The organism is Novosphingobium sp. NBM11 (genome assembly GCF_015390225.1).
In the GTDB taxonomy this organism is placed as follows: Bacteria; Pseudomonadota; Alphaproteobacteria; order Sphingomonadales; family Sphingomonadaceae; genus Novosphingobium.
In genome coordinates this window covers 1,522,110-1,536,915 of sequence record NZ_VUOG01000001.1, presented here as the reverse complement: position 1 = coordinate 1,536,915, position 14,806 = coordinate 1,522,110, and the positions used below count along the sequence as shown (strand labels likewise).

Sequence of the window (14,806 nt, the reverse complement as noted above, 5' to 3'; positions counted from 1 at the left end):
TGGTAAGGCTGCCCTTTTGAGGGCGGCCGGGATGTATGCCGTGGAAGTTTACGCGAGTGTTCGGCAGTTTGTGTTTGTGCAGGGGCGCAGCCAGCGAGAGGCCGCGCGGGTATTTGGATTAAGCCGGGAGACGATTGGCAAGATCTGCCGATTTTCACTGCCACCTGGCTATACGCGCACGAAGCCGGTGGAGAAGCCGAAGCTGGGGCCTTTGCTGCCGGTGGTTGACGCGATTTTGGAAGGTGACCGGACGGCGCCGGTCAAGCAGCGACACACGGCGAAGCGGATCTTCGAGCGGCTGCGCGATGAATATGGCTATGGCGGCGGCTACACGGTGGTGAAGGACTATGTCCGGCTGAGCCGGGTGCGTGGCCGCGAGACATTTGTGCCGCTGGCGCACCCACCGGGGCATGCGCAGGTGGATTTTGGCGAAGCGGTGGGCGTGATTGGCGGTGTGGAGCAGAAGATCCACTTCCTGTGCATGGATTTGCCGCAGTCCGATGCCTGTTTCGTGAAGGCTTTCCCGCGCGAGACGACCGAGGCATTTCTGGATGGGCATGTATCGGCCTTCGACTTCTTTGGCGGCATTCCCCAGTCGATCCTCTACGACAACACGACGATTGCGGTGGCCAAGATTCTGGGGGACGGCAAGCGTGAGCGCACACGTGCCTTCAGCGAGCTGGTCAGCCACTACCTGTTTTCTGACCGCTTCGGCCGACCCGGCAAGGGGAATGACAAGGGCAAGGTCGAAGGGCTGGTCAAATACGCGCGCCGCAACTTCATGACGCCCAAGCCGCAGGCGGCGAGCTATGACGCACTGAACGCGGCTCTTTTGGAGCGCTGTCATGCGCGGCAAGGCGAACGTGCTGGCCGCCATGCCCAGACCATCGGTGAGCGCATGGTTGCTGACGTTGCGGCGCTACGCCCACTACCGCCGGTGCCATTGGAGCCATGCGAGAGGCGCAGCGCCCGTGTGTCATCGACGGCGCTGGTGCGGTATCGCGGCAATGATTACTCGGTGCCCACAAGGTTTGGGTTCCAGGATGTGGTGGTGAAGGGCTTCGTGGACGAGGTGGTGATCCTGTCCGGCGCCGAGGAGATCGCCCGCCATGTGCGCAGTTATGGCAGCGGCGATTTTGTGGCCGATCCGCTGCATTATCTGGCGCTGATCGAGACAAAGCCGAATGCTCTCGATCAGGCGGCTGCACTGCAGAATTGGGCCTTGCCCGATGTCTTTGCCCACCTGCGGCAATTGCTGGAGGGACGCATGGGCCGCAAGGGCAAGCGCGAGTATATCCAGGTCTTGCGCTTGCTGGAAGCGATGCCCATGGCCGTGGTGACCCATGCTGTCACTCAGGCGATCCACATGGGCGCGATCAGCTTTGATGCGGTGAAGCAGATCGCACTGGCCAGGATGGAACGGCGGCCCGCCAGGCTTGACCTGACGACCTATCCCCACCTGCCAAGGCTGGATGTGAAGGTCACGCAGGCGGCTGATTATGCGGCTCTGATGCCCCAGGTCTCGAAGGAGATGGCAGCATGAGCCGGGCGCCCGATGACAACCTGCCCACCGGCACCACCGCTGGTGCGCCACAGGTGCTGCTGGCCCACCACCTCAAGCAACTCAAACTGCCGACCGTTTTGCGCGAATATGAGAAAGTAGCCCGGGAGTGCGCGCGTGATGGTGTCGATCATCCCCGCTATCTACTGCGCCTGATCGAACTGGAACTGATCGACCGTGAGCGGCGCACTGTCGAACGCCGGATCCGTGCTGCCCGGTTCCCGGCCGTCAAAAGCTTCGATACCTTCGACTTCACCGCCATCCCCAGCCTCAACAAGATGCTGACGCTGGATCTGGCGCGCTGCGAATATATCCTGCGGCGCGAGAATATCATTGCGCTGGGCAATAGCGGGACGGGCAAAACCCATGTGGCGCTCGCCCTGGGGCTGGCCGCCTGCCAGAAGGGCTTCACCGTGACCTTCACCACCGCCGCGGCGCTGGTGAACCAGTTACTGGAAGCCCGCGACGAGAAGCGGCTGCTCAAGATGCAGCGCGAGTTGGCTGCAGTGAAGCTGCTGATCATCGACGAACTGGGTTACGTCCCGCTCTCGCCCACCGGCGCGGAGCTGTTGTTCGAGACCTTCTCCCAGCGCTACGAACGCGGCTCCACCATCGTTACCTCCAACCTGCCGTTTGAGGACTGGACGCAGGTGCTTGGGTCCGAGCGCCTGACCGGCGCATTGCTGGATCGTTTGACCCACCACGTCAGCATCCTGACCATGAATGGTGACAGTTACCGCCTAAAGCAGTCAGCCAGTCGCCGTCGCGCCACTGCCAGCGGGGCGGAGCAAAACCAGGCCACCGTCGACGAAAACTGACCCATCAAAACGGCCAAAAGCAAAGGGCCCCGATCGGGGCCCTTTGCTTTGCACCTGCCGCAACATCAGTGGCCTACTTTTACTCCGCCACAGTGGCCGGTTTTTGCTCCGCCGTTGACACCCCGGCAAGTCCGACAGCCTGCGGTTTTTCAACGACGTTTCAGGCGACCAACTCAATCAGGTTGCGGCGAAGCTGGAAGCAGACAAGGCCAAGCCGAACGCCGATCCCAACAAGCCCGCTATCGACGCGGACATGTTTTGATCATCGCTCCGCCTTGCCTCAGCCGGTCGGATTCTCAGTCTGCGGCGTCCGGTCCAGGCTCAATCACCGGAGCCGACCTGGAAGCTTGGAATCGCCACACACCCTACGCAGCGGGCCGCAAGCCTTAACCGCATAGTTTAAAAGCAAAAAACTCGAAATTAGGGACTGGTGTTGAAACAATTTGATGTCGATTTGCGCATCACTGCGCGATTTAGCCGGGCGCAGATGTCAAAGTTTTCTTCGCAAATACCGTTGCTTACGTCGAAGTAAGGTGTCGCAAATCGCGATTTGAAGCCGGTGACAGGCGCGGACGCTCACGAATGGACCTTCCCAAACTCCGGATGCAATATTTGCGCCCCTTCCCGGAGTTGGTCGAGGTAGTCGCTCCACCATTGCGCCATGGCTACGCGCTCCTTCCAATGCGCGCCGCGATGGTACGCCGCACGGACCTTGTCGCTGTCACCATGGGCCAATGCCCGTTCGATGGCATCGGGGTGCCACTTGCCGCTTTCGTTCAGCAATGTGGATGCCATTGCGCGGAATCCGTGAGCGGTCATTTCGTCGGTGGCGTAACCAAGGCGGCGCAGACCCGCGTTTATTGTGTTGTCGCTCATGGGGCGCTTGTGGGAGCGGATGGACGGGAACACATAGCCGTCAGTTCCGGTCAGGGCGCGGGCGTCAGCCAAAACTGCCAGTGCCTGGCGTGAGAGTGGGACAAGGTGATCCTTACGCATCTTAGTTTTGCTTGCGGGTATCGTCCACAACGCCCCCTCCAGGTCGAACTCTGCCCATTCGGCATGACGAAGTTCGCCAGGTCGAACGAACACGTGCGGGGCCAATTGCATCGCCAGCTTGGTCAGCGGCTGCCCTTCGTATCCGTCGATTGCGCGCAACAGTTCGCCCACCTGCACTGGTTCGATAATCGCACCATAGTGGGTCACGGTCGGGGCAGTCAGTGCCCCTCGCAAATCGCGCGTGGGGTCGGATGAAAGGCGTGCTGTCGCCACCGCGTAGCGGAACACTGAACTGGCCAATTGAAGAGTACGGCGGGCGCTTTCCAGCTTGCCCTTACTCTCGATCCTTCGGACGGCAACGAGCACGTCAGATGGTTCGATATCGGTAATCGGCAACTTGCCGATTGAACCGTTCAGAAGCGACAGCAGATATTCGCAGCGCGTAGCGGTGCTGGCCGCCCATGCCTTTTGCCCATCTCGTCGTCGCTTCTCACAATATTCAGCGGCGATGGCGCTGAACGTGGTTTCCGCTTGCACCTGCGCCCTCACCTTGCTGCGCTTCTTTTCACGCGACGGGTCTTTGCCAATAGATAGCAACTCGCGGGCCTCGTCGCGCCTGCGCCTCGCATCGGCAAGGCCGACCTCGGGATAGCTGCCGATAGCCAGCTTCTTCTCCTTGCCATCCACACGATACTTCAGCCGCCACAGCTTGCCGCCGGAAGGCTGGACCAGCAGAAACAAGCCGAGAGAATCGCCCAATTTGTATGGCTTCTCGCGGGGCTTGGCATTTCTGATGGCAACATCTGTCAGAGCCACGTTCCCTATCCTTTCCCTGCGCGTGGCCCCCAGTTGGGGGCCAATCGAATTGCCCGGAAAGTTCTGGCCCCCGAAGTGGCCCCCAACGAAGCCGGATGCAGCGGGAAGCTTGAGGACAAGTCCGGACGATTGAGGGCACGAAACCCTCGGTTTTCCAAGGGTTAATAGACCTATCGGGACAGATATGGAAGGGAGGGCTGGAGCGGGTAGCGGGAATCGAACCCGCGTATTCAGCTTGGAAGGCTGCTGCACTACCATTGTGCTATACCCGCGCAATCAAGCGTCGTGCTCTTGATCGCGGCAGCGACCGTTGTCGCCGCCCTGATACGGGCCGATTGCCACGGCGGGGCGGCGCCGTCAACCGGCGTATTGGCAAACCGGGCGAAGCGCCGGCCCCCTTGTATCCTGGCGATAAAGATATATCTTTGAGCCATCTTAACAAGCGAGGCTTTCTTCATGTCCGTAACCCGCGCCATCGTGCCCACCGCCAGCGCCAGCCGCTATCTCCAGCAGTTGTGCAAGCACTGGAGCCACAAGTTCGACGTTACCTTCGATGCGCATCAGGGGCGCGTGCCGCTGCCGCTCGGCCCCGTCGATCTTGTCGCGGACGAGACGGCGCTTACCGTGACCTGCACCGTTGCCGAGGGCGGCGACATGGCGCGGATGCAGAAGGTGGTCGCCGATCACCTGAACCGCTTCGCCTTCCGTGAAGGCGAACTGGTGTTCGACTGGCATCCGGCCTGAGTTCCGCCTTTACGCGCCTCCGAATATTGTTATAGAACATAGCTAATTTCGGAGGATGTCATGACTGACGCGAATCTCTCGCACGCCGCCCTTGACCGTTTCCTGCGCCCGCGTTCGGTTGCCGTCGTGGGGGCGTCCGACAAGCCGGGCGCGCTCGGCGCCACCCTGCTCACCAACCTGGCCAACAACGGCTATTCCGGCGCGATCTATCCGGTGAACCCGAAGCGCGAGGAGATCATGGGGCTGCGGTGCTATCCCTCGGTCGATGCGCTGCCGGAGGGTGTGGACGTGGCGGTGCTCGCCATTCCGCGCGCCGGGGTGCTGGACGCGGTGCGAGGGCTGGCGGCGCGCAAGGCCGGCGGCGTGGTGATCTTCTCCGCCGGGTTCGCCGAAGGGGGTGAGGAAGGGCTGGCCGAACAGCACGAGATCGCCCGGATCGCGCAGGAGGCGGGGCTGGTGGTCGAAGGGCCGAACTGCCTGGGCCTCGTCAACTATGTCGATCGCGTGCCGCTGACTTTCGTGGAAACCAACGCCGTGCCGCCGGGCGATCGCCGCGCGATCGGCATCGTCTCGCAGTCCGGTGCGATGGCGGCGGTGCTGGGCACCATGTTGCTCGCGCGCGATGCCGGCGTGTCCTATTCGGTATCGACCGGCAACGAGGCGGCGAGCGGCGTGGAGGACTATGTCGACTGGATGGTCGATCAGCCCGATACCCACGTGATCGCGATGATCGTCGAACAGTTCCGCAAGCCGCAGCGCTTCCTCGCGGCGGCGCGGCGTGCGCGCGCGGCGGGCAAGCCGATCGTCCTGCTCCATCCGGGCAAGTCGAGCGCGGCGCGAGAATCCGCCGCCACGCATACCGGCGCGATGGCCGGCGACTACAAGCTGATGCGGGCGATGGTTTCGCGCGCCGGCGTGATCTTCGCCGAAACGCTGGAAGAACTGGGTGACATTGCCGAGATTGCCGTGCGCTGCCCCGTGCCGCCCTCCGGCAACACGGCCGTGCTGGGCGAATCGGGCGCGTTCAAGGCGCTGACGCTCGATCTGGCCGAGGAACTGGAACTGCCGCTGGCCGATCTGCACGACGCGGATTCGCCGGCCCTGCGCGCCGCGCTGCCGCCCTTCGTGCCGGTGAGCAACCCGCTCGACATCACCGCACAGGGGCTGTCCGAACCGTCGATCTATACCCGCACGCTGGAAGCGCTGCTGGAGGACGACCGCGTCGGCACCGTGCTGGCCGGGATCATTCAGGCCGAGCCGATCACCTGCGCGATCAAGTATCCGCCGATCCTGGCGGCGGTGGACGGCAAGACGCTGACCAAGCCGCTGGTCTTCGCCGGGCTGGACGAAGGGGCGGATGTGCCGGCCGAGCGCATTGCCGCGTTGCGCGCCGCGGGCATCCCCTGGTTCCCGACTACCGAACGCGCTCTGCGCGCCATCGCGCGCCTGACGCACTGGTCCGCGCGCGATCTCTCGGCCACGGACAAGCCGGCCCTGCCGCTGGCGGGTCTGGACGCGGTTTCGGGCGTGGTGCCGGAATACAAGGCCAAGGAACTGCTGGGGCCGCTGGGCCTGCCGTTCCCCGCCGGTCGTTTCGCGGCGAGCGCGGACGAGGCGGTCGCGGCCGCCGACGCGGTCGGTTATCCGGTGGCGATGAAGGCGCAAGCCGCCGCGCTGGGGCACAAGAGCGACGCCGGCGGCGTGCTGCTCAACCTGGCCGACGGCGCCGCGGTGCGCGCGGCGTGGGAGCGCATCCACGATAACGTCGCGGCCTATTCGGCGGCGATCCGGCTGGACGGCGTGCTGATCGAGGCGATGGGCAAGCGCGGGCTGGAAATGATCGTCGGCGCCAAGAACGATCCCGAATGGGGGCCGGTGGTGCTGGCCGGCTTCGGCGGCGTGACGGCGGAGATCCTGCAAGACGTGCGCCTGCTGACCGCCGATCTGACCGAGGAAGCGGTCGTGGCCGAACTGATGAAGCTGAAGAGCGCGGCGCTGCTCCAGGGCTATCGCGGATCGCCCGCGCTGGACGTGGCGGCGCTTGCGCGCCTGATCGTCACCGTGGGGCAGGTGCTGCGCGCCGAGCCCGCGATCCGCGAGATCGATCTCAATCCGGTGATCCTGCACCCGGTGGGCGAAGGCGTTGTGGCGCTCGACGCGCTGATGCTGGTCGACTGACCGCCGGAATAGGCGGTAAGGCGCGAAAGCCCCCCTCTCGCCGGAGAGCGGGGCTTTCGCGTTTCAGTGCCCGGGAAAATCCATCAGGGCATCCACGGTCAGGCCGGCGCCGCGCAGCCGTTCGGCGCCGTGGAGATCGGGCAGGTCGATCACGAACAGCGCATGCCGCACCGCCGCGCCCGCCTGGCGCAGCAGTTCGGCGGCGGCCAGCGCCGTGCCGCCGGTGGCGATCAGATCGTCCACGATGACCACGCGCTGGCCTTCGCGGATGACCGTGGGATCGATTTCCAGCCGGTCGCGCCCGTATTCCAGCGCATAGTCGATGCCGATCGTCTTGACCGGCAGCTTGCCCGGCTTGCGCACCGGCAGGAAGCCCACGCCCATGCGTGCCGCCACCGCCGCGCCGAAGATGAAGCCGCGCGCTTCCATGCCGGCAATCAGTTCCGCGTCCGCCGCGCGGGCGCGTTCGGCCAGGTGATCCACGCAGGCGCGCAGGCCTTCGCCATGGGCAATCAGCGTGGTGATGTCGCGAAACAGGATGCCGGGGGAAGGGAAATCGGGAACCGACCGGACAAGCATCTTGAGATCGTCGGGCGTCATCGGGAAACTTTCGAGGAGAGGTTGCGGGAATTTCGGCGCGATGGGCGCGGCGCACCATGGCGTTGCGGCGGCCGTGCGCCAACGAAAAAGGCCACCGTTTCCGGTGGCCTTCTCGCGTCTGGCAAGCGGCGGGCGATCAATGTCCGCCCACGTTGCTCCAGACCTGCTTCTTGGACAGATAGGCCAGCACGGTGGCCGCCAGCAGGAAGCCCAGCACGGCCCAGCCGGTCTGCTTGCGCTTGTCCAGCTTGGGTTCCGCTGTCCAGATCAGGAACGCCGCGACGTCCTTGGACATCTGGTCGACCGTCGCCGGCGTGCCATCGCTGTAGGTCACCTGGCCATCGCCGGTCAGCGGCGCGGGCATCGCCAGGTTCAGGTTGGCGAAGTACGGGTTGTAGTGCAGCCCTTCCGGCGTCTTGGCGTCCGGGAACTTCTTGAGGAGTTCCGCGGGCTGGTCCTGGTAGCCGGTCAGCAGCGAGTACACATAGGCCGGCCCTTCGTGACGCGCCTTGGTGATCAGCGACAGGTCGGGCGGGCTGCCCTGGCCGGCGTAGTAGACCATCGGGAAGTGATCGGCGGGCAGGTTGTCACGCTCGCCACGGTCGCCGGTCTTCGGGTCGAAGGTCGGCTGCTTGGTGCCCCACTGCTTGGCGATCGCCTTCACTTCGGCTTCCGAATAGCCGAGCTGCTGGAGATCGCGGAACGCGACGTGCTTGAGCGAGTGGCAGGCCGAGCACACTTCCTTGTAAACCAGGAAGCCGCGCTGCAGCTGTTCCTTGTTGAAGCGGCCGAACGCGCCGTCGGAAGCGAAATGCACTTCCTTGGGGTGCTTGTGGAACTCGTGCTCGGCTGTCGGGGCCGCCGGCTCGGTGATGGCGACATAGGCGCCATTACCGAACGACCAGAGCAGCGCGACGGCGAAGAAAAGGCCGACGAAGGGGCCAAAAAGACGGACCATAGGGGTTCTCTCGTTCTTTCCGGTTCGGCTGGCTCAGGCAGCGGGGTTGGCGGACAGCACGGCGCCGTCATCCTTGCCCAGCACGGCTTCGGTAATCGAATAGGGAAGCGGTTCGGGCTTCTCGATCGACGAAACGAGCGGGAGAATGACGAGGAAGTGCAGGAAGTAGTACGTCGCGGCGATCTGCGAGATCATCACGTAGGGTTCCGCAGCCGGCGCGCCGCCGCAGTATCCCAGAATCAGCACGTCCACGAGCAGGACGTAGAAGAACTTGCGGAACAGCGGACGGTACAGGCCCGAACGGACCGGCGAGGTATCCAGCCAGGGCAGGAAGAACCACACCAGGATCGCGCTGAACATGGCGAGCACGCCCATCAGCTTGGCCGGGATGAAGAAGAAGTCCGACGTGAAGGCGCGCAGGATCGCGTAGAACGGCCAGAAGTACCATTCGGGCACGATGTGCGCCGGGGTGCTCATCGGGTTGGCCGGAATGTAGTTGTCCGGGTGGCCCAGCGCGTTCGGCGCGAAGAACAGCACCGCGCAGTAGAGCAGCAGGAACACGCCCAGTCCGAAGCCGTCCTTCGCCGTGTAGTACGGGTGGAAGGGAACGGTGTCGCTCTCGCTCTTCACTTCCACGCCCGTCGGGTTCGACGAACCGGGGATGTGCAGCGCCCACACGTGCAGGATCACCACGCCCAGGATCACGAAGGGCAGCAGGAAGTGCAGCGAGAAGAAGCGGTTCAGCGCCGCCTGATCGGGCGAGAAGCCGCCGAGCAGCCACTGCTGCAGCGGTTCGCCCACCAGCGGGATCGCGCCGAACAGGCCGGTGATGACCTTGGCGCCCCAGAAGCTCATCTGGCCCCAGGGAAGCACGTAGCCCATGAAGGCGGTGGCCATCATCAGCAGGAAGATCACCACGCCCAGCAGCCAGATCATCTCGCGCGGGGCCTTGTACGAGCTGAAGAAAAACCCGCGGAAGATGTGGACATAGACCACGACGAAGAACGCCGAGGCACCGTTGGCGTGCGCGTAGCGCAGCATCCAGCCCCAGTTCACGTCACGCATGATGTGTTCGGTGGAATCGAACGCCACGCCCGTGTTGGCGGCATAGTGCATCGCCAGGATCACGCCGGTGACGATCTGGAGCATCAGGCAGACGCCTGCCAGGATGCCGAAGTTCCAGAAATAGTTCAGGTTGCGCGGCACCGGATAACCGGCGCCGACGGCGTTGTAGACGAAGCGCGGCAAAGGCAGCTTCTCGTCCAGCCACTGCATGAAGGGGTGGCTAGGCTTGTAATGGTTCGCCCAGGGAAAGCTCATCGGGTCTTATCCTCAGCCGATCTTCACGACAGTGTCGGAAGTGAATTCGTAGGGAGGCACTTCGAGATTCTTCGGTGCCGGGCCTTTGCGGATGCGCGCCGCGGTATCGTAGACCGAACCGTGGCAGGGGCAGAAGTAACCGCCGAACTCGCCCTTCACCTCGCCTTCGCCGGCGCCCAGCGGCACGCAGCCCAGGTGGGTGCAGACACCCATGGTGATCAGCCAGTTCTTGTGGCCTTCCTTGGTGCGCTGCTCCAGCGTCTGCGGATCGCGCAGCGTCGAGGCGTCGACCGCGTCCGCTTCCGAGATTTCCTTCGGGGTCAGGTTGCGGAGGAACACCGGCTGCTTGCGGAACACGGCCTTGATCGCCTGTCCCGGCTGGATCGCCGAGATGTCGATCTCCGTGGAGCTTTCCGCCAGGACGTCCGCCGACGGACTCATCTGCCGCACCAGCGGCCAGACGGCGGCAAGGCCGCCCACTCCCGCAAAACTTACGGCCGCGATATTGATGAAATCGCGCCGCCGCACACCTTCTCCGGTACCATCAGCCGGAGTGTCGATGCTCGCCTCATCAGCCATTGAAATTCCCTGCCTGCTGCCGCCGCGCCCGCGGACCGGGCGCGGTCCAACTTGCCCCTTTGAACGTGCCCGGGGAAAGGACCGTCCGGTTTATCCCCCTTGCACAGGGGCCGGGCGCACGCGAACAGCGCGCACCAAACCCCCACTTGGGGGGCCTGATAGACGCAAAGGCGATAGTTTGCCAACAGGCATTTTGGTCCTGCGGGAAGCGCGGATTCACAAGGGTTTGGGCAGGGGGGCGAGCAGGGTTTCGCCGGAAGAACCCCGGAAGGGGGATTCGCGGCCTAGCGCGGGAAACCGGCGCCCGCAGGCCAGCCGGGGTTCGCCAGCCCCATAACCTTGAAAAGCGCGCCCATCTGCGATTCCCCGGTCAGTCGGTCGAGCGCCGCGTTGAGGGTCGCGACCTGTGCCGGTGCCGAGCGCGCCAACGCCTGCGCGCGTGCGCCGATGCCGAGCGCGCGGAGCCAGTGGCCCTGTTCCGCCGTGCCCATCCACCGCGCGCCGCCGGCTTCGGCGGTCTCCGCCATCGCCGCGAAATCGACGTGCGCGGTGAGGTCAGCCTCGCCGGGCATGGCGAAAGCATCGACCTTGCGGTGCGCGCGTACCGCCTGCAGCGTGCTGCCAAGGCGCGGCGCGGTGTGGCCATAGTCGATGAACAGCGCCGCGCCGCCCTGCGCGGCCAGCCGTTCCGCGACCGCGCGCACCGCCGCCGCAGACGCGGGACTGCTTTCGAGGATCGCGCCGTCGGGCGCGTCCGCGATCAGCGCGGCAAGCGCGGCGGAGACCGTGCCGCCCATCGCCACCGCCGCATCCATGGGGCGCGCGCCCACCACCGGGGCCAGCCTGCCTTCGTGCATCCCCACCAGGCGTTCGCGCCAGCCGGCGGCGGTCTTCACCAGTTGATGCACCGGCAGCGCGTCGAGGAACTCGTTGGCGACGATCAGCAGCGGCGCGTCCGCGGGCAAGGTGGAGAGATCGTCGTGCCAGTTGGCATCGGGATGGTGTTCGCGCTGGATCGCGCGCAGCGCCGTGCTGCCTTCCACGAAATGCACGGCGGGCGCCATGCCCTGTCGTCGCATCACGCGCAGCGCGTCGCGCGCCAGCGTGCCGCGGCCCGGGCCGAGTTCGACGTAGTGGACGGGATATTGCGCGCCGGCGCGCGTCCAGATGTCCGTCAGCCACAACCCGATCAGTTCGCCGAACATCTGGCTGACTTCCGGGGCGGTGATGAAGTCTCCCGTGAGGCCCAGCGGATCGCGCGAATCGTAATAGCGCGCGTTCGATTCGGCCATGAAATGCGCGATGCTCAGTGGCCCGGTGGCGGCGATCAGGCGGGCGAACGTCGCGGTGAGCGAACGATCGTCCCGGGCCGTCGTGGCCCCCCCGGTCACGCGGTGGCGGCCGGCGCGGTTGCCGGCTTCGGGGCCGAAAGCGGAGGGCGAACCAGCGCGCGAATGAAGAAGAACAGGCCCACCGCCATCATCGGCATGGTCAGCCACTGGCCCATCGAGAAGCCGGTGCTGCGGGCGAATTCCTCAAGCTGCGCGTCCGGTTCGCGGAAGTATTCCACGGTGAAGCGCGACAGGCCGTAGCCCAGCGTGAACAGCCCGACCAGCAGACCCGGCCGCCAGCGCGCGCGGGTCTTCCAGAACAGCGTGATCAGCAGCACGGCCAGAACCAGGCCTTCGAGCAGCGCCTCGTAGAGCTGGCTGGGATGGCGCGGCTGGGGGCCGGCGCCGGGAAAGATCATGACCCAGGGCACCGTGGAGGTGGTCACGCGGCCCCACAACTCGCCGTTCACGAAGTTGGCCAGGCGGCCGAACAGCAGACCGAAAGGCACGCAGACGGCGATGTAATCGCACATCCGCACGAAATTGAGCTTGTTGCGCCACGAAACCCACGCGATCGCCAGCACCGTGCCGATCATGCCGCCATGGAAGCTCATGCCGCCTTCCCACAGCTTCACCAGTTCGCCCGGATCCGCGAACATGCGCGGCGCGTAGAACGTGGCATAGCCCAGCCGCCCGCCCAGGATCACGCCCAGCGTGGCGTAGAAGAACAGATCGTCTGCATGGCGCTGCGCCAGCGGCGCGCCGGGCGAACGGATCATGCGCAGAAGGTGCCAGTAGGCGAGCAGGATGCCCGCCAGATAGGCCAGCGAATACCACTTGATCGTGAAGAAGCCGAGGTCGACGGCGATCGGGGAAAGGCCCAGGTCTTCCCAGTGCAGTGGCTGGTAGGGCAGGGCCATCGCACCCGACGCAAGCAGCGGAACCGACTGTAACAGCGCCGATAGTGACAGCAAGGAGTGAACTCCGTACAAGTTGCAGAAAGGGACCTGTCTGTGTCTTCGCCGGCAGGTTCGCCGCCGGCTTTTGGCACGGCAGCGAATGCCTGACAAACATGAAAAGGCCGCGCCGTGCGGCACGCGCACTTGGGAGAGTAACGAAAGCAATGCTGAGCCAGCTCGATCGGGATCTGTCCCGGATCATGGATGCCCTGACCGCCGAAGGCGGCATGTTTGCCACGGTTCCGTTCCAGCGCGCGGGCTGGACGGTGCCGATGATCGCCGCCGCCCCGCCCAGCCTGGCGGCCTATTTCGCGCTGTTCTGCGCGCAGCAGGGCGATCGCGAATTCATCATCGATGGAGGACAGCGGCTGACGTTCGCGCAGATTTATGCTGCCGCGCGCGTGGTGGCCGGCGGGTTGGTGGAAGGCCACGGCGTGCAGAAAGGCGAGCGGATCGGCATCGTCGCGCGCAATTCGGCAAGCTGGGTTGTGGCCTACATGGCGGTGGTGATGGCGGGAGGCTGCGTCACGCTGCTCAACGGCTGGTGGAGCGGCGAGGAACTGGCGCACGGCATCCGGCTGGTGGGGTGCCGTCTGGTCATCGCCGACGCCGGCCGCGCGGCGCGGCTCGAGGGGCTGGACCACGGAGCGACGCTGCTGCCGATGGAGCACGACTGCCCGCCGCTGCAGGGGCTGGCCGCGCTGACGGCGCAGGGCGGCGGCGCCGAAACGCCTTTGCCGGATCTGGGCGGTGACGATCTGGCGACGGTGCTGTTCACCTCCGGCTCCACCGGCAATGCCAAGGGCGCCTATTCCGATCACCGCGGGGTGGTGCAGGGCACGATGAACTATCTGGCGCAGAGCGTGATGGCGCTGGGCCTGATGACCGAACGGGGCGAGGCACCTCCGCTGGGCGCGCAGCCGGTGACGCTGGTCAACGTGCCGCTGTTCCATGTCACGGGCGAGGTTCCGGTGTTCCTCCAGAGCTTCGCGCTCGGCCGCAAGCTGGTGCTGATGCCCAAGTGGGACGCGACCGAGGCGATGCGCCTGATCGAGCGCGAGAAGGTGACCTATTTCGTCGGCGTGCCGCTGATGAGCTTCGAGATCGCCACGCATCCCGATCGCGACAAGTACGACCTGTCGAGCTGCGTGACCTTCGCCGCCGGCGGCGCGCCGCGCCCGGTGGAGCACGTCGAACGCATCCGCAAGGCGCTGCCGCAGGGCTTTCCGATCATCGGCTATGGCCTGACCGAAACCAATGGCGTCGGCTGCGGCAATCTCAACGAGAACTATCTCGCCAAGCCCGACAGCACCGGCACGGCCTCGCGCCCGCTGGTTGATCTGGCCATCCTCGATGACGCGGGCAAGCCGCGGCCGCAGGGCGAAATCGGCGAAGTCTCGATTCGCAGCGTCTGCAATTTCCTGGGGTACTGGGACAATCCCAAGGCGACCGCCGAGGCGATCATGCCCGACGGCTATTTCCGCACCGGCGACCTCGGCTATCTCGACCCCGAAGGCTATCTGTTCATCGTCGATCGCAAGAAGGACATCATCATTCGCGGTGGCGAGAACATCTCGTGCATCGAGGTGGAAGGGGCGATTTACGCGCATCCCTGCGTCGCCGAGGCCAGCGTGTTTGGCCTGCCCGACGAACTCTATGGCGAAGTGCCGGTGGCGGTCTATCTGGCCAAGGACGGTTGCTCGGCCAGCGAGGAGGAACTGCGCGTTTTCCTGGCCGAACACATCGCGCCGTTCAAGATTCCCGTGCGTTTCTGGCAGGTTCACGAGCCGCTTCCGCGCCTGGGCACGGAAAAGGTCGACAAGCGGTCGCTGCGCGAGACTTATGCGAAGCTGTGGACGGTCAAGGCTGGTTGACCGGCTGGAATAACGTAGCGCGGCTTTGCGGGAACCACGGAGGACTTCGTGGTTTCCCGTCAACCCCGCTCC

General features: G+C 65.0%; 12 protein-coding genes and 1 tRNA gene. 5 read left to right on the top strand and 8 right to left on the bottom strand.

Going from position 1 to position 14,806, the window contains the following annotated elements; all coding sequences use genetic code 11:
- Window positions 1–31: 31 nt before the first annotated feature.
- Both istA and istB read left to right on the top strand, forming a co-directional pair.
- Window positions 32–1,543 carry an IS21 family transposase gene (gene istA, locus F1640_RS07340; RefSeq protein ID WP_066770782.1) on the top strand — a complete coding sequence of 504 codons (1,512 nt, stop codon included), beginning with the start codon at window positions 32–34 and terminating at the stop codon, window positions 1,541–1,543.
- Window positions 1,540–2,379 (top strand): IS21-like element helper ATPase IstB, encoded by an 840-nt coding sequence (istB, locus tag F1640_RS07335; protein WP_066770779.1) that lies wholly within the window; start codon window positions 1,540–1,542, stop codon window positions 2,377–2,379. Before istA ends, istB begins: the two co-directional genes overlap by 4 nt.
- A gap of 576 nt (window positions 2,380–2,955) precedes the next feature.
- On the opposite strand, the gene F1640_RS07330 is transcribed toward istB, so the two are convergent.
- Together F1640_RS07330 and F1640_RS07325 are read right to left on the bottom strand one after the other, a co-directional pair.
- Window positions 2,956–4,191 (bottom strand): site-specific integrase, encoded by a 1,236-nt coding sequence (locus F1640_RS07330; protein ID WP_194918496.1) that lies wholly within the window; start codon window positions 4,189–4,191, stop codon window positions 2,956–2,958.
- A 198-nt stretch (window positions 4,192–4,389) separates the two neighbouring features.
- Window positions 4,390–4,463: transfer RNA gene (locus tag F1640_RS07325), tRNA-Gly, on the bottom strand.
- Window positions 4,464–4,647: 184 nt separating this feature from the next.
- Between F1640_RS07325 and F1640_RS07320 the strand changes: the two genes are divergently transcribed.
- Window positions 4,648–4,935: a DUF2218 domain-containing protein gene (locus F1640_RS07320; protein WP_194918494.1), complete on the top strand. Its 288-nt coding sequence runs from the start codon at window positions 4,648–4,650 to the stop codon at window positions 4,933–4,935.
- A gap of 60 nt (window positions 4,936–4,995) precedes the next feature.
- On the top strand, window positions 4,996–7,113 hold the full coding sequence (locus F1640_RS07315; protein ID WP_194918492.1) for an acetate--CoA ligase family protein: 2,118 nt from the start codon (window positions 4,996–4,998) through the stop codon (window positions 7,111–7,113).
- A gap of 63 nt (window positions 7,114–7,176) precedes the next feature.
- Here F1640_RS07315 and F1640_RS07310 read toward each other — a convergent pair whose 3' ends face one another.
- The 6 genes from F1640_RS07310 to lgt all read right to left on the bottom strand — a co-directional run bounded on the left by F1640_RS07310 (window position 7,177) and on the right by lgt (window position 12,821).
- Window positions 7,177–7,713 carry an adenine phosphoribosyltransferase gene (locus F1640_RS07310; RefSeq protein ID WP_194918489.1) on the bottom strand — a complete coding sequence of 179 codons (537 nt, stop codon included), beginning with the start codon at window positions 7,711–7,713 and terminating at the stop codon, window positions 7,177–7,179.
- Between the two features lie 136 nt (window positions 7,714–7,849).
- Window positions 7,850–8,671: a cytochrome c1 gene (locus F1640_RS07305; protein WP_124810001.1), complete on the bottom strand. Its 822-nt coding sequence runs from the start codon at window positions 8,669–8,671 to the stop codon at window positions 7,850–7,852.
- Between the two features lie 33 nt (window positions 8,672–8,704).
- A complete protein-coding gene (locus F1640_RS07300; RefSeq protein WP_124810002.1) occupies window positions 8,705–9,991 on the bottom strand; it encodes a cytochrome b/b6 in 1,287 nt (428 codons plus the stop codon).
- 12 nt (window positions 9,992–10,003) lie between these two features.
- On the bottom strand, window positions 10,004–10,570 hold the full coding sequence (gene petA / locus F1640_RS07295; protein ID WP_124810003.1) for a ubiquinol-cytochrome c reductase iron-sulfur subunit: 567 nt from the start codon (window positions 10,568–10,570) through the stop codon (window positions 10,004–10,006).
- A 284-nt stretch (window positions 10,571–10,854) separates the two neighbouring features.
- Window positions 10,855–11,961, bottom strand: a complete 1,107-nt coding sequence (locus F1640_RS07290) for an SAM-dependent methyltransferase (RefSeq protein ID WP_309229315.1) — start codon at window positions 11,959–11,961, stop codon at window positions 10,855–10,857.
- Window positions 11,958–12,821: a prolipoprotein diacylglyceryl transferase gene (gene lgt / locus F1640_RS07285; RefSeq protein WP_194921249.1), complete on the bottom strand. Its 864-nt coding sequence runs from the start codon at window positions 12,819–12,821 to the stop codon at window positions 11,958–11,960. The genes F1640_RS07290 and lgt overlap by 4 nt, the downstream gene beginning before the upstream one ends.
- A 203-nt stretch (window positions 12,822–13,024) precedes the next feature.
- Here lgt and F1640_RS07280 point away from each other — a divergent pair, with 203 nt between their 5' ends.
- Window positions 13,025–14,734, top strand: coding sequence for a class I adenylate-forming enzyme family protein (locus F1640_RS07280; RefSeq protein ID WP_125953910.1), 1,710 nt, complete (start codon window positions 13,025–13,027; stop codon window positions 14,732–14,734).
- Window positions 14,735–14,806 lie beyond the last annotated feature (72 nt).